The following is a 19,589-nucleotide window of genomic DNA, read 5'->3' as shown; positions in this document are numbered from 1 at the left end:
AAGAGAGGCATACAATACATGTGTGTCTCTTATTTTTTGGGAGTATTGTAGAAAGTAAGGAAATATTTTCTGCAATTTGGTAAAATGAATTTATATTTAAATGAAACCTGTAGACCCCTTCGTCCGTATAGAAGGGACAGCCGCAGCAGAAGCGGAGGATGAGAGTCTTTGGATGAGTTGATCAATAAACGAATAAATGAAGTGCTGAAAGGGAATCAAGATTCTTTTGAAGAGATTGTACTGCTTTTCCAGAACCGCTTATATCATGTCTGTTATCGGATGCTCGGAAGTCGGGAGGAGGCACAGGATATTGCGCAGGAGGCTTTCGTTAGGGCGTATTCAAATTTGCATACGTTTGACCAAAAGCGTAAATTTTCAACGTGGATTTTTCGAATTGCGACGAACCTTTGCATTGATAGAATCCGGAAAAAGAAGCCAGATTATTCTCTGGATGCGCAAGTTCCTGGTACGGAAGGGCTCGATATGTACTCACAAATTGCAGCCGCTGAGGATCTGCCTGAAGAGGAAGTCGAACGTATGGAGACACAAGAACGTGTTCAATACGAAATTGGACGTTTGCCAGAAAAGTATCGTTCTGTTATAACGCTTAGGTATATGGAAGAACTGCCACTCCAAGAGATCGCCGACATATTAGATCTTCCGCTGGGCACCGTAAAAACACGTGTGCATCGAGGGCGGGAAGCATTACGAAAACAGATAGGTACAATGTAGGAGGGGTAAGGATGACTAACTGTCCAAATGAGGTTGTCCAATATATGCACGAATACCTGGATGGAGAAATTGCTCCTGAACAAGAACAGGTATTAAACGAACATCTCGCTACGTGCGAAGAGTGCCAAATGCTATTCGATGAATTAAGTGAAGCGGTTGCGCTCCTTGAACTCGCAGATCCGATGCAAGCACCTGTTGGATTTGCTGAGGGAGTCATGACGCGATTACCGCAAAGTACACAACAAAAAAAGAAGACAGGAGTAAATCGCTGGTTACGCAAACATCCGATGTTGTCTGCGGCAGCATTATTTCTCATTCTAATGAGTGCGGCACTCTTTTCAAGTTACAATACTAACGAACAATTTTCAGTTACGATGCAACCGAACCTCGTAATTGAAGGAGATACAGTTGTCGTCCCTGCAGGCGAAGTGATCAAGGGAGATCTCGTAGTAAAGAACGGGGACTTACGTATTGAGGGACAGGTTGATGGAAATGTAACTGTCATCAGGGGAGAGAAGTATATGGCTTCCACCGCCGTAGTGACGGGTAATATTGAAGAAATCGATGAACTATTCGACTGGCTATGGTATAAGATGAAAACTGCATTTAAAGGTCTAACCCCGGACAAAACTGAAAATCAAGATACTGAGTAAGCGACGAGCAATTATGCCGGTCGCTTTTTCAGTAGGGGCGGGAACTTGGAGAACGGTTTTCCCGTCTAAGTACAGCATGTAAAGAATGCTCTATGGTATACTTAAGTAAGTGAAAAATTGTATGCAAAGGTAGGGGAAGCGCATGCCTGATTGGGGAATAATTACAAATATGAATGCTGTTGAAGTCTTGAAAGCCATTTTGGATGTGCTTCTCGTTTGGTTTGTTGTGTATAAACTCATCACAATTATCAAAGGAACAAAAGCTGTACAGCTATTAAAAGGGATTTTTGTTATTTTAATCGTCCGTATTTTGACTGAATTGCTCGGTCTAGATACCTTGAAATGGATGGTAGAGCAAGTCCTGACATTTGGTTTCTTAGCTGTGATTATCATTTTCCAACCTGAGTTGCGTCGAGCGCTGGAACAGCTTGGCCGAGGTAGACTGTTCGCTCGGACACAAATGCAGGAGGAAGAAGAGAGAGACCGTTTGATTAGTGCATTTACTAAATCGGTGAGCTATATGGCGAAACGACGAATCGGAGCGCTCATTACAGTGGAAAAAGAAACGGGCTTAAGTGAATACATTGAGACCGGTATCACCATGAATTCTGATATTTCATCAGAATTGCTCATTAATATCTTCATTCCGAATACACCACTGCATGATGGTGCAGTTATTGTTCAAAAAAACAAAATTGCAGCAGCAGCTTGTTATTTACCACTTTCGGAAAGCCCGTTCATCTCAAAAGAGTTGGGAACACGCCACCGAGCAGCTCTAGGGATTAGTGAAGTGACCGATGCGTTCACCATTATTGTTTCCGAAGAAACCGGTGCAGTTAGTGTGACAAGTGACGGCGATATTAATCGTAATGTCTCGATGGAAGAATTTGAACGGATTGTACGTCTCGCTTGGTTCGGAGACTCTACAGCTGTTAGTGCTGTAAACTCCATTTGGAAATGGGGGAAGAGAAAAAATGGATAAATTTATGGATAGTCCTTGGTTTTTGCGATTAACGGCACTCGCACTTGCGCTATCTCTCTTCTTTTCCGTACGTGCAGACGAGGAAAAAAAATCTCTTGCAAATGTAGGAGACTCAATGGGGATCATTCGTGATGTTCCTGTTGAAGTATATTACGACAACGAGAACCTCGTAGTTACGGGAGTTCCTGAAACAGTCAATATGACAATTTCAGGACCTACAAATTTAGTGCAGACTACAAAGTTGCTTAAAGACTTTACTTTAAAAGTCGACTTGCGAAGTATGCCGATGGGAAGCCATACGGTTCAAATTCAAACAGAAAATATTTCAGATAAAATCAAAGTCGAATTGGATCCAGCAACGATTGAAGTGGACATTGAAGAGAAAATCACACAATCGTTTAGAGTGGATCCAGAAATGAACGATAAGTTACTGGCAGATGATTTCGAACTGGTGAAAATGGAAGTGGACCCATCGACGATTGAAGTAACAGGTGCTAAAAGTGTTGTGGATTCCATCAGCTTTGTAAAGGTTTCTGTAACTGGTGACAATGAAATCAATGAATCGTTTGAGCAAAAAGGAAGAGTTCGAGTACTCGATCGGGATTTGAATAAATTGAATGTTACTATTGAACCTGAAGAAGTCACTGTAAAAGTGGATGTAGAAGCGTATCATAAAGAGGTGCCGATTTCCGTTAAGCAAAAAGGAAAAACGAAAGATGGAGTTACAGTTAACTCCTTAACTTCTGATGAAAAAATGGTTACCTTATATGGCCCTCGTAAAACGTTAGATGCTATCGATCAGCTGAACGTGGATGTAGATGTGAGTGAGCTTACCGGAAGCGGGAAGCAATCGATTGAATTGCCAAAACCAAAGGGTGTCCTCAAAATGTCTGTTGACAAAGTAAACGTCAATATTGACGTCAAAGTATCTCCAGAGGCAGAAAAGGAAAATGCTGATGGAGACAAGTCCGATGACGAAGCAAAAGTACCGTCTTCTGGAGACTCTACCAACTCAGATGTTGCAACAGAAGAACCTTCTACAGATGGACAGGAACCTACCACCGTCACTAAGAAGACTCGTAAATTCACTGGGATACAAATTGGAATAAATGGTTTAGACAAGAGTTTTAAAGGAAGAATTGTAAAGCCTTCGGATGGGGTAGCAGCAGTTACGTTAACGGGCGAAGAAAAAGTGATCGATGCGCTAACTGAATCGGATGTTATGGTGTTTGCAGAAGCTAAAAGTGTGAACCATGTAGGTGACCACGTTCTGCCGATTTTTGTGCAGGTACCATCGGATGTTCAATATGAAGTTAGTTTTAAAGATATTACAGTAATGGTTGAACAAGCGTAAAATACGCAGAATGGATAGGATCGAAAGGGAGAATGAAAATGACTAAGTATTTCGGTACGGATGGTGTAAGAGGCGTTGCAAATGCAGAATTGACTCCGGAATTGGCATTTAAGTTAGGTCGTTTCGGTGGTCACGTCCTCACGCAACATTCAACAGAGGTAGCACGTGTTCTTGTTGGAAAAGATACTCGTATTTCTGGTCAAATGTTAGAGAGTGCGTTAATCGCTGGGCTTCTGTCAACAGGAGTCGAAGTCATGACACTAGGCGTAATTAGTACACCAGGAGTCGCTTATTTAACGAGAGCCATGAATGCTCAAGCGGGTGTTATGATTTCAGCTTCACATAATCCAGTCGAAGATAATGGCATTAAATTCTTTGGAGCAGATGGCTTTAAACTGTCGGACGATCTTGAATCTGAAATTGAGCAGCTGTTAAATGCGGAGACAGATACGTTACCACGCCCAACAGGTGGCGATGTAGGAACCATTACAGAATACTTCGAAGGCTGTCAAAAATACAATCAGTATTTGAAACAAACAATAGACGGTGATTTTGAAGGCATGCACGTTGTCCTCGATTGCGCACACGGTGCAACTTCTACGATTGCGACACACGTGTTTGCAGATTTAGAAGCAGACCTAACTACTATGGGGGCATCCCCAAATGGTTTAAACATTAATGATGGTGTGGGTTCGACTCATCCTGAAGAACTCGCGAAGCTTGTACTTGAGAAGAATGCACAAATTGGACTTGCGTTTGATGGTGACGGAGACCGTTTAATTGCAGTCGATGAAACGGGAACGATAGTAGATGGAGACCAGATCATGTATGTCATCGGTAGTTATCTTCACTCAAAAGGCGCATTGAATTCAGATACGATTGTTTCAACGGTGATGAGTAATCTTGGATTCTACAAAGCGTTAGAAGACCAAGGAATCCAAAGTGCCCAAACAGCGGTAGGTGACCGCTATGTTGTAGAAGAAATGCGTAAAGGCAATTATAATCTTGGCGGCGAACAGTCAGGGCATATTGTTTTGCTGGACTATAATACAACGGGAGACGGTCTTATCACTGGACTGCAACTTGTGAATATTATGAAGCGAACAGGTAAGAAGTTGTCTGAATTGACGAGTGGTATGACAATTTATCCTCAAAAGCTTGTGAATATCCGAGTGACGGATAAGCATGCAGTAACGGATAATGCAAAAGTCGCTGCGATTATCAACGAAGTGGAAGTTGAAATGGCTGGAGAAGGACGGGTTCTCGTACGACCTTCTGGAACAGAACCATTAGTTCGTGTGATGGTGGAAGCACCGACAACAGAAGCGTGTGAAAGTTATAGCACCCGAATAGTAAATGTGGTCACTCAAGAGATGGGATTAGACTAACGTAAATGGATGAAGAACTGAAGTTCCTGGATTAAAAGGGCTTCAGTTCTTTTCAAAATTATCACATGAAATGTGTCCAGGGGATAAGGACGATTGTAGTAGGGAACGGGGGTGTAGGTGTGGACTACGAAAAGTATCGTAAACTGTTAGCTGGAAAGACAGAGGAATCTTTCACAAAGTGGGACACTCAAAAGATGGTGAATGAGTCCGAGCTCTATGCGTTTCTTCATACATTGAAAGGAACTGCTGGAACAATCGGACTTCATGATCTAGCAGAATTTTGCAGTGCACATTTAGAAATCTTGTCTCCAGATGATGAAACAGGTATTCCAGTCTCTTCTTTAAAGAACTTTAAAAAGAACATTCGTCTACTGGTTAATGGTGACAAGAAGAAAAGACGGGATATCGTATTGCCGGACTTATATGTGAATCATTTTGACCAAGAGACCTTCATTTTACTCATAGATGACGATTTGGAGTTCGTGTCATTCGTAAAGGAATTGTTGGAACAGCTAGGCGCGCAAGTTCTTGTCGCCATGAATGGCAAGCGCGGTATACAGCAATTTTACGATATGCAACCGAATATGGTGATGATTGACTTACAACTACCGGATATGACGGGGCTGGAAGTCTATAAGAGGATTTGTGATACTGCAAGTGATCGGCATGTAATCTCCATCTTAATGAGCAGTAACCATTCCAATGAAGTGATTAGCCAAGCGTATGATGCAGGGGTGATGGATTTTATAAGAAAGCCATTTGAACTGGATGTATTTGTACCTTTTGTATTTAATCGAGATAAATTACGGAAAGCAATTAGTCAATCCATTACGACAGACGGATTGACTGGTGTAGGTAATCGAAAACGGTTAGATGAGATGCTAAAATACTGTGAAAGACTCTCGCAACGCTCTGGCGTGCCATTCTCTGTTGTAATGATGGACTTAGATCATTTTAAAAGTGTAAATGATACATATGGACATCACACAGGAGATGAAGTTCTCAGGGCTTTTAGCAGGATCGCCCTCGACGAAAAACGGGAAACCGACTATATCTTCCGTTATGGAGGAGAAGAATTTGTCATGCTCATTACAGGTGACAAAGAGGAAGCAAATACATTCGTAGAACGTTTGCGTGAGTCCTTCAACAAGCTTGTGTTCGAAGATGGCGATCGCTCATTTTCTGTCAAGTTTTCAGCAGGAATCGCGGAATATGAAGGTAGATTGGAAATGCTTCTTATTGAAGCAGACCAAGCGCTCTATCAAGCAAAACGCACTGGGCGGAATCGAAGTGTGATTTTTGATAAGAGTATAGTCCAAGTAAAGCGTAAACTTCAAGTCATTATTGTCGATGATGACCTTCTGATCCGGACGATGCTGGAGGAAGAACTGAGTGGATGGAGTTTACCTGATATTGAGTTGTCTGTGAAGTTGTTTGAAGATGGAGTATCATTTCTAGCAGCAGATTGGTATGAACCGGATACCAACTTCATTATCCTTCTGGACGGCATCATGCCTGGAATGGATGGACTTGAAGTATTGGAACGACTAAAGAGAAGACCCGATACAAACAATGTCTTAGTTTCAATGATGACGGCCCGCACGAGTGAAGAGGATATTAAGTCTGCACTTTGGCTAGGCGCCGACGATTATCTGATGAAACCTTTCCAAAAGAATGAAATTCTATCTCGAATCCAGAATTTATCATCTAGAATGTTTTAATACAAATTTGACTAGACCAGGAGGATCGCTCATGGAAGAAGGCAAGAAGATATTGGTGGTCGACGATGAAGAGATTTTACGAATGCTGATCGCTGATACGCTTTCTTTTGAAGGGTATGCGGTGGAAGAAGCGCAGGATGGACAAGAAGGATTCGACAAAGCGGCAACTGGTCAATACGATGTCATCCTCCTTGATTACATGATGCCAAAATTAACAGGGCCAGAGGTCTTAGAACGCTTACAACCGCTCCAACTTGGAATCCCGATAATTATGCTGACTGCAAAAGCTCAGCAATCAGATCGTGACTTAGCTGCTCATTTTGGAGCAGATTATTTCATGCCTAAACCATTCAGCCCTTCTGAACTTGTTGCACTGGTAACACAAGTCTTGGAAGAGGCTATGTAAGACAAACAAAAACGCTAGCTCCTTAATTGGGAGCTAGCGTTTTTGCGTCTTCACGCTTTAATCGTGTATTTGTTCCGTAAGTAGATAGCAGAGCCATTCAAAAGAAATAGACTGATGAGCAACACAATGCTAGCGGCTGCAGCTAAGTGAGCATAGTCTGCAACCAGTGCTGCGTCCAATGTCCAGTAGTAGATTTGCATCGGTAAGACCGTGAAACGATCTAAGATTCCACCTGGGAACGGGATAAGTAACGCGGGTATTCCTAGGACAACAAGCGGTGCTGTCTCTCCAATTGCTCTTGAAAGAGCTAAGATTGCACCTGTCAAAATTGTTGGTAAAGCGACTGGCAAAATAACAGATTGAATGGTTTGCCACTTGGAAGCGCCTAGTGCGTAGGAAGCATCTCCGAGCTGATGCGGAACAGATCGAAGTGCTTCTTGAGCTGAAACAATGACGATAGGGAGAATGAGCAACGATAAGGTCAGGCCCCCAGCGAGTACGACACTTCCAAATCCGAGTGCTCTCACAAATACCGTCAATCCAAGAATTCCGAAGACAATCGATGGGACACCTGCAAGATTCCCAATATTGGTTTGTATGAACGTTCGGATTTTACCATTCTTTGAATAGAGTTCTAAGTATACGGCTGAACCAATTCCAATCAGCATTGTTACAGGAACAACAACAGCTAGCAACCAGAAAGTACCGAGTACGGCTCCCATAATCCCAGCTCGTTCAGGTGTAGTGGAAAAACGTCCTGTTAGGAAATCGAGTGAAAGCCAACTCAAGCCTTCGGAAGTAATTCGAACTAACAAGATGCCCATGATGACAATTCCAAACAGAGCAGCAGCTCCAAACACTATTTTAGCTGAGCGGTCTGCGAGAAGACGGAAACGAATTCTAGATGAATTTGGCGATTGTCGTGTATGAAGCATATTAGTACACCTCCCTGAACTTACGCGCGATTTTCCCTGCCAGTAAGTTCATCAGTAACGTCGTTGCAAATAACGTCATCGCGACAGCGTACAAGCTATAGTAAACTGTAGATCCTGCTGCCGCATCACCACTTGTAACTTCTACGATATAAGCTGTCATTGTTTGCATAGACTCTGTGATGTCGAACGTGAAGTTTTTAGAACTGCCACTTGCAATTGCGACGATCATCGTCTCTCCGAGTGCACGTGAAATCCCCAGTACAAAGGAAGCGATGATGCCGGATAATGCAGCCGGTACAACCACTTTCAGGGCTGTTTCCAGTTTGGTGGAACCGAGTGCTGCCGAGCCTTCACGCATTGCTTGAGGGACTGAGCGCATCGCGTCCTCTGAAAGTGAAGCAATCATCGGAATGATCATGACACCCATTACCAAACCAGGACTCAAAATATTCGTAGCTTCTAAGCTAGGTATCCATTGTCGAAGCAATGGAGTAACAAATGTGAATGCAAAGAACCCATAGACGATGGTCGGCACACCTGCAAGCAATTCCAGTGCAGGCTTCAGGACGCTCCGTACCCGACGTGAAGCATATTCACTCAAATAGATTGCTGCCATGAGACCGATTGGACCCGCCACCAAGATCGCAATCCCAGAGGACACAAGTGTCCCCATGACAAGGGGAAGTATACCAAAGGCGGGTGTTTGACTAAGTGGTTTCAGCACAGTTCCAGTGAAGAAGTCGAGTATTGGCACTGTTTTAAAAAACTCAATAGCCTCTGTCAATAAAATAATGAGAATGCCTACCGTCGTTAGTACGGATAAGGAAGCGAGCAGGAACAGAAATCTTGGAATCCAGACTTCAATTGTTTTTCTGAACGACTTCTTATCCTGATTGTGACGGATAAGGTCACGAATGCCGCTACTGCTACTTGAGCTTGCTTGGAATGGAGATGTCATAACCTCTCATCCTCCTTTTCTACGATGAGTGGCGATGTTTTACTTATCACCTAGTGAATTCAGGAAGTCCAAGTTCTCTTTACTCTCAGCTTCCGGAATCGGTGCAAATCCAGTTTCGCCTGCCATCTTATTTGCATTTTCCAGGACGTATTTTGCGTAGTCGAGCACTTGTGGTTTCTCTTTTGCGTGTCCGACATTCAAATACGTAAACACAGGACGTGTGAATGCTGCATAGTCTCCATCTTCTGCGATTGTTTCAAGTGAAGGTTCAACCGGTCCGTTCCCGAAGTCTACAGGGACTGCTTTTAGTTTCTCTTGGTTACCTGCGTAATAGCCAAATCCGAAAAATGCAATACCGTTCTTATCGTCTGATACGAGTGAAACGAGTGTTGAGTAATCTTGTTGCAAGTTAACAGAGGACTTTAAATCTTGTTCTTCCAACACTTTTTCATAGAAGAATTCGTAAGTTCCATGGTTTTCGTTCGGTCCCATTGCCTTGATTTCTTCGTCAGGCCAAGAAGGATCCAGATCCGACCATTTTGTTACCTCACCGTCTGCTGTAAAAATACTTATAAGTTGTTCAGGTGTCAGTTGATCGACCCAATCGTTCTCTTTGTTGACGACGAACGTAAGACCGTCGAGTGCGAGCTTGAGTTCTTTCACGTCAATCCCCGCATCCTCTGCAGCTTGAGTTTCTTCATCTTTTATAGTACGAGAAGCATCGTTGAAATCTGTTCCATCTTTTACAAGGAATTTCTTGAAACCAGCACTCGTGCCGGCGCGACTTACTTCTACAGAGACGCCTTCTTGCTCATCGAGCATGTAGTTTTCAGCGAGTTTTGCCATGAGCGGGTAAACCGTTCCAGATCCATCGATGAGAACACTTCCTTCAAGTTCCGAAGATGCAGTTGCGGAAGCAGTGCCACTTTCTTCGTCCTTTGCGCTACAAGCAGTAAGTGCGAGAGCCGCCACTCCGATTAGAATGGTTTTTTTAATGGATTTGATCAATGAATGTTCTCCCCTTTGTTTATGTTTTGTGTGCCTTTCAACTTTTAGTATAGGGATGGAGTGTAAAGGCAGTATGGGAGAAGTGTAAAGACTGTGTAAAGATGGGGGGAGGGGGGAGAACCCGCCTGTTGCCATGGTGAAACCCGCTCGTATTGGCGGTCAACGCGCTCGTTCTGGCGGAGAACCCGTTCGTATCGGCGGTCAACGCGCTCGTTTCAGCGGTCAACCTGCCCGTTCCGGAGGAGAACCCGCTCGTTCCGGCGGTCAACCCGCCCGTTTCCGTGGAGAACCCGCCCGTTCCGTTGGTCAACCCGCTCGTTTCGACGGTCAACCCGCCCGTATTCGCGGAGAACCCGCCCGTTCCGGCGGCCAGCCCGCTCGTTCCGGAGGAGAACCCGCCCGTATCGGCCATCAACCCGCCCGTTCCCACAACCAACCCCAATCAAAAAAGCCACCGGGCGATGCAGGAAACTTCCTGCTCACCCAGTGGCTCGTGTTACTCATCATTCGTAGGATATAAAATTCGCCCGTCATCCACTTTCAGCGTTTCCGCAACGGTTTCAGAAAGTGTACGAAGCGGATAAGGCTTCGTCATATAATGACTGATTCCAAACTTGCGGGTCAACTCTTCTTCACGTTCCAGCGCTGAAGAAATAATGATTGGGATTTGACGTGTCTCGACGTCACCCTTCAACATGCCGATTAAATCCCAACCGGTTAGCTCCTCTTGAAGCATTAAGTCGATGACCATGCAGTCTGGCTGATGTTTCTTCGCATAAGCGAACGAACTCACGACGTCGTGAAAATGGAATACCTCATATTCATGCGCTTTCAATTCTTCTTCTAGCAAAAGAGCGATGCTTGGATCATCTTCGACTACTACGATGGCGGGCAAGTCAGAGCGTTCGGGCAAGCGCGCCGGGGATGGTTTTAATGGAAGTGTAAAGCTGACTGCAGTGCCCACGTTTTCCTCAGACTCCACTGTTATTTCACCACCATGTTTTTCGATGATCTTTCGGCATATCGCAAGACCCAGTCCGGTGCCACCGATTTTTCTTCTATACGTATTATCAAATCGATAGAATTTTTCAAACATATGCTTCAATTCATCCGCCGGAATGCCAAGTCCTTGGTCCTGGACGGTGACTTTTAAATGATTACCTTGTTGAGCAAGTGTCACACGTACATCTCCACCATCTGGAGAGAACTTAATGGCATTGCTGAGCAAATTCGTGAAAACCTGAACAAGACGATCCGAATCACCCATGCATATAGTTTGTTCATCATTCACCTGTAATGCAATCGAATGATGATCCTGTGCTGGGAAGTTCTGAATGGTCTGCTGTGCGATGTCCACAATGTCCACTTCTTGCATCGTGTATTCCTGGTTCCCTGATTCCATGCGCTGCACGTCCAAAAAGTCGTTGATAAGAGAGGTCAGACGCTTTGCTTCTTTATAAATTGCATCAAGATAACGGGAGCGCCTTGTACTATCCATCTCTTTACCAATGAGTAATTCGGTAAATCCAAGAATACTTGATAGAGGGGTACGTAGTTCATGACTAACCGTTGAGACGAGCTCTGTCTTCATTTTATCTACTTCGAATGCTTGTGTAATATCCCTGTGGACAAACAGCGTGCCAATCCGCTGTCCTTCATAGTGTACAGGAGATCCATATAGCGAAATCACTTTCGCTTCTGAGCCTTTGACTGTATAGACCGTCTCTGCAAGTCCAGAAGTTTCGTCTTCTAGAGAAGCATTTATAAAGTTTGTGAGCGCCTCCGGGTTAGTGGATAGTTCAGCCATTCGTTCTTTCCAGTCCTGCTGAGAAAGCGTTTCAGAAGGCTGATCAATTAAAATCGATAACGCTTGGTTCACTTGAACAGGGGAGCCTTCCATAGAGATGAACTGAATCCCTTCTTCTAGATTATCGAGTATCGTCCGGTTCAATTGACGCTCCTTACTAATGAGTTCATGTTGATCGATTCGGTCAATTGCAAACGAAACACGGCTCGCAAGCGCGAATAAGTCTGCCTGATCCTCTGCTGAAAATTCCCGTGATGAACTACTAAGTACGAACAGTGCTTTAAAAGTTTGACCGGTAACGTGTGGTGCAGCGTAAAAATCATAAGAGATTGAGCTGTCTTTCAATACACGCTCAACTTGGAAGTAGGGCTCTTTCTTTAAACGTTCAAGAGCAGCTTGCGCGAGCTCATCAGGATAGTTTGCAAATGCCTCTTCTGAAAATCCTTGTAACACATGCTGATTAGTCGAAGGCAGATAGATCATTCCTTGGTCAATGAAAAACAGTGTATCCAAGTAGTTAAGGGTTGAGGTTGCAATCCCTTTTGCATCATCTGAAAAAGAGAGCTGATGACTCAGTCCGTTATAGCGTTCTAAACGTGTTTTTGAATTGTGCGCTTCTGTGAGAGCACTTTCGAGTTGTTTCTTCTGGTTGAATAATTCATCCTGCTGAGAGAGTAACTCTTCTTGTTGGGACAAAAGTTCTTCGTTTTGAGCCAGTAATTCTTGTTCTTTCACTTGTATCGTTTCCATCATTCCTGCAAATGAACGGGAAAGTGATCCCAGCTCATCTTCCCGGATTTCGGGTTCATAATTCACGTCCTGATCGGACATATAGCGTTCAGTCGCGGATGTCATGGATTCAATCGGTGATATGAGTTTACTGACGACTCGCCAACTGAAGAAAACGAGGAATAGGAGCACAACAATTCCTACAAGCAGAATAGCTAGATAGAGCTGATTCAACTGCTGTTCGGATTTTTGATAAAATTCATCTCGATCATCTTTTGCCTGCTGTTCGTATTGGTCTGCATACTTGATGAACTGATTGACTGAAAGATTTGTCCCGGCACCAGACAATTCACGCAAGCCTTCGTAGTCATCGTTGTCTACTAATTGTACGGCTTTAGGAAGAATAACCTTTTCGAAATTAGAAACGAATCCTTTGATTTCATTGGTGAATTGTTGTTCTTTCTCTGTTAACTCAATCGCGTTCAATCTGTTGTTTAACTCATCAATTTTACGAAGTTCTTTATGAGCTGATTTCAGTTCGTGTTCGAGTTTGAACGCGTAGAATCCACGGGTTCGAAAGAAGAGATTAGTGATGCTGTCGGAGAGTTCACTAATTACTTTTGCTTTCTCAGTTTGTGCAACTAGCTTTTCACTCCGTTGTTCAAACGTGGAGGTGCTATAGAAATAAGCGGCTCCAAGTAATAGAAGTAATCCGATCGAGAGCGCTGCAATAATTCTCATATAATAGGTACGAATGCTCTTTCTAGGCACGGTACACCTCATTATCTTTTAATTTGATACTCCTATTCTATCACGCTAGTAAAATGTGCGTAGTAGTTTTTTCTATTGTAATAGAAAAATAAAAAAACGGGCTATTCCCCTACATTAAGAAGGGAATAGCCCGTTTATAGTTCATCCAAAACGTCCGTTTACATAATCATCGGTCAAATGACTGGATGGTCGCTCGAAAATCGCTTCAGTTCGATCGAATTCAACTACTTCCCCATGCAAGAAGAAGGCAGTACGATCGGAAATTCGTGCAGCTTGCTGCATATTGTGCGTCACAATGACAATAGAGACGTCTTTCTTCAACTCGCCGATCAATTCTTCCACTTTGTTTGTGGACACAGGATCTAGAGCGGATGTGGGTTCGTCCATGAGTAAGACAGAAGGTTCGATTGCGAGTGAACGTGCGATACAGAGTCGTTGCTGTTGTCCACCAGAGAGTCCGAATGCACTGGAGGACAGGCGGTCTTTCACTTCATCCCATAGAGCGGCTTTCTTCAGACTGTTCTCTACGATTTCGTCCAACATGGCCTTTTTACGGATGCCATGAAGCTTTGGTCCATAGGCGACATTGTCATAAATCGATTTCGGAAATGGATTTGGCTTTTGGAACACCATACCCACTTCGGATCGAAGACGTTCCACGGTTGCATGTAAAAGATCTGTTTCTTTAAATTTGGCGGTACCAGCAATCCTTACGGCAGGATCGGTCTCGACCATTCTGTTCAACGTTTTTAAATAGGTGGACTTGCCACATCCAGAGGGGCCGATGATTGCAGTCACTTCGTTTTCATAAATCGTTAGATCGATATTTTTTAGTGCATGAGTGGTTCCATACCAAACGTTCAAACCTTCCGTTGTAAAAATCGGAGCGGGCGCTTCAGTTCGTGCAACGACCCGTAACCGTGTGGCAGGTCGGTAATTTGTCAATGTAGTCATGTTCGCTGCCCCTTTCTCGTAACTTCTTCATCAGTATAGAGAAGAAGTGTTGAGTTGGTATGAAGGCAGTGTAAAGATTGTGTAAATATTGTTCACTCGAAAATGTATTTAAGTGCTTTCAGTGCCTGATCAGGTGTTTCTACCGTCGCATGGGCTTTTCTAGATAGTTCTTTGAGCGCGTGGTGATGCTCATAAGGACGGATTAAAATCAACGGCTTGTTGAGTGCAACCGCAGTGCTTGCATCCATTGCCGTATTCCATTGCTTATACTTTTCTCCGAATAACGCGATGACAAGGTCGCATTTCTTAAGGAGCAATTCCGTACGCAAGTTATTAAAGCTCGACGCAGCAGCATCTTTTGCCACGGCATCGTGTTGCTTCCCGAGAATTTCCTCTCCGATATTGTCCGAACGGTCGTGGTCTTCCATTGGGCCATAAAACGTGACGGGTAAACGAAGGGCCGCTGCTTTTTCTTTAATTTCCTCACGCCATGAACTGTGGATTTCACCTGCTAAATATACCGATAATTCCATTTGGATCTCCTCCTCGATTCTAGTGATTTCATTGTAGCAGAATATTGCCTCAAATTGTCGGGGCGAGTACACTAAGGAAAAAGGAGTGCGATGGGGATATGAAGACGATCTGGCATAATGGCAAGATTTACACGATGCAAAAAGAAGGCGAGACAGTAGAAGCTGTATTGACGGAAAATGGGACGGTTCTTGAAGTAGGGACCTTCGATACTTTACGCGCGCAAGCAGATAATGAAGTGGATTTGCAAGGTGCTGTCATGTATCCAGGGTTCATCGATAGTCATATGCATATGATTGGGCACGGTAGCCGATTGTTACAATTGGATCTGTCATACGTCAATTCTGCAGAAGATATGCTTAAGAGACTGAAAGAAGCCAATGAGAATCATCCGGCAGGTGAGTGGTTTACAGCGGACGGATGGAACGAAAATAACTTCTTAGACCGTCGAATTGTAACTCGTTCTGAGCTGGACGCAATTAGCACGTCGCCTATGTTTTTGAAACGCACATGTCGTCATGCTGCGCTTGCCAATTCGAAAGCTTTGGAACTGGCGGGTATCACGAAAGATACGCCTGATCCGGGCAACGGTACGATTGTGAGGGATGACTCAGGAGAAGCGACGGGACTACTACTTGAAGGTGCCGCTGATCTGATAGAAGCAGTCATACCGGTGCCAGACGAAGCGGCACTCACGCGGGCGTTACAAGCATCCGTTGAAGACTTGTTGGCTCGTGGGATTACAGGTGCTGTGACGGATGACCTTGGTTATTATGAAGACTACCGCAACCCGCTTCAGGCGTTTCGGAATGTGATTGGTGAGGACAAGTTGAAATTCCGTGCGCATTTGCTGCGCCGTTCGACGGTCTTTCAATTACTGATGGAAGATGAGGCGACTTATGATGAACCTTGGATCCACGGCGGAGAGATGAAATTCTTCATCGATGGGGCGCTTGGCGGTAGAACCGCGCTTCTTAGCAAACCCTATTCCGATGATCCAGGAAATTCAGGGATGGCAGTGCTGACAGATGAAGAAATCCGAGAAAACGTCGCGGTTGCAAGGAAGTATTGTGAAGCGGTCGCAGTTCATACAATTGGTGACAAAGCGTTGGAAAAATTGCTTGATGTGATAGAAGTAAACCCACCTGCAGCAGGAAAAAGTGATCGCATCATCCACGTCAATGTTTTGAGTGATGAACTGGTAGATCGTCTTGAGAAACTTCCGGTCATTCTAGACATTCAGCCAGTGTTTGTACCATCTGACTTCCCTTGGGCCAAAGACCGCCTCGGTGAGGATCGGATGGATTGGGCGTACGCATGGAAAAAACTGATTGACCGTGGCTTCATATGCGGTGGGGGTTCGGATGCCCCTGTCGAAGAAGTGGATCCATTGCTCGGAATCTATGCAGCTGCAACCCGTCGGAAGCCAGGAGAAACGCACGAAGGCTATCTTCCTGATGAGAGGCTGAGTCGCTACGAATCTGTTGCTCTATTTACTTCAGGTAGTGCGGCAACCATGGACAAAGCGGACAGTCGCGGTAAAATCGCAAAAGGTTATGACGCCGACTTCACCATTCTGGATCGGGACTTGATGACAGTAGAAAGTGAGAACATGCTGAAAGCGAAAACCGTCATGACCGTTGTGGCAGGAGAGATTATGTATAAAGGTTAGTAAAACGTATACTTTATAGTTGAACCTGAACTTCTAATCCTACATTTAAAAAATGGGATTAGAAGTTTTCCTTTACTATTAAGTTTTTGGGAAGTAGTTCGATAATTCTCATATAAATGTTATGATTGTGAGGATAGATTATTTTATTCAGCAAACGAACGCAATTGATATTTAACGAAAATATAGCTATTGATAATGTAGGAAAACCAGTTGCACCATCATTTTGACCTAACTCCACCTTGGTTTTGATTCGCCTTCTATCTGATAGATGAATATAAATAGGTTCTACTAATACGTGTCCCCGAAAATAAAAATAAAACATGCAGGTGATCCATTATGGCAAACGACTTAGAGAGTTTAACGAAAACTCCACTTCTTTATACTAGAGATAATATGATTTATAGGGTTAGCGAAAGATTCTTACACTTAACTGGCTATGAAGAGTGTGAGTTGATGGGGAAATCTCTTATAGAAGTAGACAAATTATTAAAATCTGAACATCAAATAGCGTTCCAGGATATTAAAGATAGCTATTATCTCCATATTTTTAATAGCAATAACGTTCCATTAGAAGTTAAAGTTAGCTCTGATATCTTAGATAATGAAGACCATAAAGTTTATCACTTTGAAGAACAGAACAATCTAGCGCTAGAATTCTTGTTAACTAATTTTGGCGGTAGCGAAACGAATAAAAATGGATCTACAGCAATATTTAGCTATCCGGATTGTATTCTGCTTAGCCATGATGAAAACTACATCCCAACATTGCACTTGATGGGTATTGCTTCTGACAATCCGATAGGCAAATGTCCATCATTCTCGACTAGTATTTTAGATTTACTTAAACGAGGGACTTCTTTTCATGAATTTGAAGTGGAATCACGCGGCTCTAACGGATCAGCCACTTATTGGGACATTGATGTGAAAATGATAGCAGGAGATGGTACAAAGCAGTATGCTGTAACTTCTTTTTATGACGTTACGGAGAAAACTCGAGAAAGAAAACTTCTCAGAAAGCAAAGAAGCGAAATGGAATTCATTGTAGACAATATGTCAGATGCCATAATGATTCTAGATAAGGACGGAAAGTATACGTATGTAAATAAAGTGGGCAAGCAAGTTCTAGCTCCAGGTAACCCAGATATAGAATCAGATCATGCTTTTGAAATGAATGATACAAGTAAAGAGAAATCATCATTTGAAGATACTCCTGAACAAAGGGTGTTAAGAGGAGAAAAACTTACTAAACATATAGTTATTGGAACAAGTGAACTGCCGACTACTTACTATGAATGTGACGGTACACCTATCTATGATGAGCAAGGGAATATAGATGGTGGGATTCTGATCTATAAAAATATAGAACCAGGTTATAAAATCGAAGAATATAGAGCGTTGCAAGAAAGTGTAGAAGAGATTTCTATGTACTATGCATCATTTTCTCACAAAGACTATAAAATTAATTATCTCAATCAGTTTTCATTGAAAGCCTTTAAAGAAGAATGGCCAGAGATAAAAACGGAGTCGGATATAATTGGGAAAAACTTTTTTAATTACTATAGAACCGAAGATTTAGAAGAATTGACTCAAGATATTAATAAATCGATTGAAACTCAATCCTCATATTTGCATAAACTCGAGTTTACTAAAGATGGAAAAACATATCATACGAAAACAATTTTTCAGCCTATTATCAACCAAAATAATGAGGTAGAAAAGATAATTGCTTTAGGAATAGATATATCGGATGAAGAACTAGCTAACAAAACCATGGCTAAGCTTCTTAAAGCTCAAGAAGAACTATTCATCAACACCTCTCATGAACTTAAGACTCCATTAACGGTAATATTCAGTGGCGCTCAATTATTGAATTTATATTTGGAACATGATTCTTTAGAAGACCATAGAGAAGATATAAAAAGTGTAAGTAAAATGACAATAGGGAATTGTTATAGGCTGACCAGACTCGTAAATAATATATTGGATATTTCCAAAATAGAATCCGGACTACATGAACTGAACTTATCTACTTACAATATTGTAGCGATAATAGATGATATTGTAGATTCGGTATCAGACTATACAAAGTCCCAAGGCATCAAGATAATATTTGATCCGGAACTTGAAGAACTGAATATGGCGGTGGATGTCTATAAATTTGATAGGATATTACTTAACCTAATTTCGAATGCTATTAAATTCTCTATTCCAGGTGAAGTCATATTAATAAGGCTAGTGAAAAAAGACAAGCATACTGTGAGCATCTCTGTAACAGATGAAGGCATAGGAATAGACCAACAGAATATAGATGCGATTTTTGAGAAATTCACACAGTTGAACAGGAATTTAAATCGCATAGCTGAAGGTACTGGACTAGGTTTACCCATAGCCAAATCTTTGACTGAGCTACATGGAGGTAGTATTCGTGTAGAGAGCATTGTAGATGAAGGGAGTACATTTACTATAGAACTTCCTATTAAAAGAATAGATACTACAAATAGTAATCAGGCCCATAAAAGTAGCATGGATAGAGATGAGTTAATAAAATATGAGTTTTCGGATATCTATTTATAAAAGTAAAAGTGTTTTGTGATAAGAGACCTGATTGTAATGAAGTAAATAATAGCGTATCTGTGTGAGAAACAATCATGAATGCCTAAACATCCAAAGAGAGTGCGCGGTTTGAGTTTTTCTATTTGGCGGGCTGCCGAATCGGTGAAATGGCAAAATCGAACCGGGAAGATATTGACTTCAGAGGGAACTCAGTCATTGTCCATGGAAAAGTGAAAAAACGAGAATTTAGGCTCAATCTAGTTGGAAAATGAGATACGATCTCTACACCAAATACTTTTAAAAGGTATTTTTTACATGAAAAGTTCTTCGATTATTGGTGAGTTTAATGAAATTGAATAAATAGTGAAAATGGTTGTTGCGGTGTAAAACTTTAATTAGTCACTATGCCGCAAACGGGCCAGCGCGACAAGTTCT

15 protein-coding genes are annotated in these 19,589 nt (G+C 42.7%); 9 read left to right on the top strand and 6 right to left on the bottom strand.

Features of this window, described 5'->3' with window-relative positions; all coding sequences use genetic code 11:
* Positions 1-168: 168 nt before the first annotated feature.
* From sigW to RL70_RS10015, 7 genes are all read left to right on the top strand, one after another.
* Positions 169-732, top strand: coding sequence for an RNA polymerase sigma factor SigW (gene sigW / locus RL70_RS10045; protein ID WP_039043283.1), 564 nt, complete (start codon positions 169-171; stop codon positions 730-732).
* An 11-nt stretch (positions 733-743) separates the two neighbouring features.
* Positions 744-1,385 carry an anti-sigma factor gene (locus RL70_RS10040; RefSeq protein WP_039043282.1) on the top strand — a complete coding sequence of 214 codons (642 nt, stop codon included), beginning with the start codon at positions 744-746 and terminating at the stop codon, positions 1,383-1,385.
* Positions 1,386-1,527: 142 nt separating this feature from the next.
* Complete coding sequence (gene cdaA, locus RL70_RS10035; RefSeq protein WP_039043281.1) at positions 1,528-2,367, top strand: diadenylate cyclase CdaA; 840 nt, start codon at positions 1,528-1,530, stop codon at positions 2,365-2,367.
* A complete protein-coding gene (locus RL70_RS10030; RefSeq protein WP_039043280.1) occupies positions 2,360-3,721 on the top strand; it encodes a YbbR-like domain-containing protein in 1,362 nt (453 codons plus the stop codon). The genes cdaA and RL70_RS10030 overlap by 8 nt, the downstream gene beginning before the upstream one ends.
* Positions 3,722-3,759: 38 nt before the next feature.
* Positions 3,760-5,109 (top strand): phosphoglucosamine mutase, encoded by a 1,350-nt coding sequence (gene glmM, locus RL70_RS10025; RefSeq protein WP_039043279.1) that lies wholly within the window; start codon positions 3,760-3,762, stop codon positions 5,107-5,109.
* A 119-nt stretch (positions 5,110-5,228) separates the two neighbouring features.
* Positions 5,229-6,830: a diguanylate cyclase gene (locus RL70_RS10020; RefSeq protein WP_039043278.1), complete on the top strand. Its 1,602-nt coding sequence runs from the start codon at positions 5,229-5,231 to the stop codon at positions 6,828-6,830.
* Positions 6,831-6,861: 31 nt separating this feature from the next.
* Positions 6,862-7,236, top strand: a complete 375-nt coding sequence (locus tag RL70_RS10015; protein WP_039043277.1) for a response regulator transcription factor — start codon at positions 6,862-6,864, stop codon at positions 7,234-7,236.
* A gap of 50 nt (positions 7,237-7,286) precedes the next feature.
* Here the strand turns inward: RL70_RS10015 and pstA are convergent, their stop codons facing one another.
* The 6 genes from pstA to RL70_RS09980 all read right to left on the bottom strand — a co-directional run bounded on the left by pstA (position 7,287) and on the right by RL70_RS09980 (position 14,931).
* Positions 7,287-8,171 (bottom strand): phosphate ABC transporter permease PstA, encoded by an 885-nt coding sequence (gene pstA, locus RL70_RS10010; RefSeq protein WP_039043276.1) that lies wholly within the window; start codon positions 8,169-8,171, stop codon positions 7,287-7,289.
* A 1-nt stretch (position 8,172) separates the two neighbouring features.
* On the bottom strand, positions 8,173-9,129 hold the full coding sequence (pstC, locus tag RL70_RS10005; protein ID WP_039043275.1) for a phosphate ABC transporter permease subunit PstC: 957 nt from the start codon (positions 9,127-9,129) through the stop codon (positions 8,173-8,175).
* A gap of 39 nt (positions 9,130-9,168) precedes the next feature.
* Positions 9,169-10,134, bottom strand: a complete 966-nt coding sequence (locus RL70_RS10000) for a PstS family phosphate ABC transporter substrate-binding protein (RefSeq protein WP_039043354.1) — start codon at positions 10,132-10,134, stop codon at positions 9,169-9,171.
* Positions 10,135-10,633: 499 nt separating this feature from the next.
* Positions 10,634-13,444 (bottom strand): ATP-binding protein, encoded by a 2,811-nt coding sequence (locus RL70_RS09990; RefSeq protein WP_052245900.1) that lies wholly within the window; start codon positions 13,442-13,444, stop codon positions 10,634-10,636.
* Between the two features lie 141 nt (positions 13,445-13,585).
* Positions 13,586-14,398 carry a phosphate ABC transporter ATP-binding protein PstB gene (pstB, locus tag RL70_RS09985; protein WP_039043273.1) on the bottom strand — a complete coding sequence of 271 codons (813 nt, stop codon included), beginning with the start codon at positions 14,396-14,398 and terminating at the stop codon, positions 13,586-13,588.
* 92 nt (positions 14,399-14,490) lie between these two features.
* A complete protein-coding gene (locus RL70_RS09980) occupies positions 14,491-14,931 on the bottom strand; it encodes a YtoQ family protein (protein ID WP_039043272.1) in 441 nt (146 codons plus the stop codon).
* A 98-nt stretch (positions 14,932-15,029) separates the two neighbouring features.
* Between RL70_RS09980 and RL70_RS09975 the strand changes: the two genes are divergently transcribed.
* Complete coding sequence (locus RL70_RS09975) at positions 15,030-16,601, top strand: amidohydrolase (RefSeq protein ID WP_039043271.1); 1,572 nt, start codon at positions 15,030-15,032, stop codon at positions 16,599-16,601.
* A gap of 336 nt (positions 16,602-16,937) precedes the next feature.
* Complete coding sequence (locus tag RL70_RS17335) at positions 16,938-19,175, top strand: PAS domain-containing sensor histidine kinase (RefSeq protein WP_052245899.1); 2,238 nt, start codon at positions 16,938-16,940, stop codon at positions 19,173-19,175.
* Positions 19,176-19,589 lie beyond the last annotated feature (414 nt).

Origin of the sequence: Sporosarcina sp. ZBG7A (assembly GCF_000813425.1) — a bacterium.
In the GTDB taxonomy this organism is placed as follows: Bacteria; Bacillota; Bacilli; order Bacillales_A; family Planococcaceae; genus Sporosarcina.
Note: the sequence above shows the minus strand (reverse complement) of the source record. Positions and strands in the feature narration are given on the sequence as shown.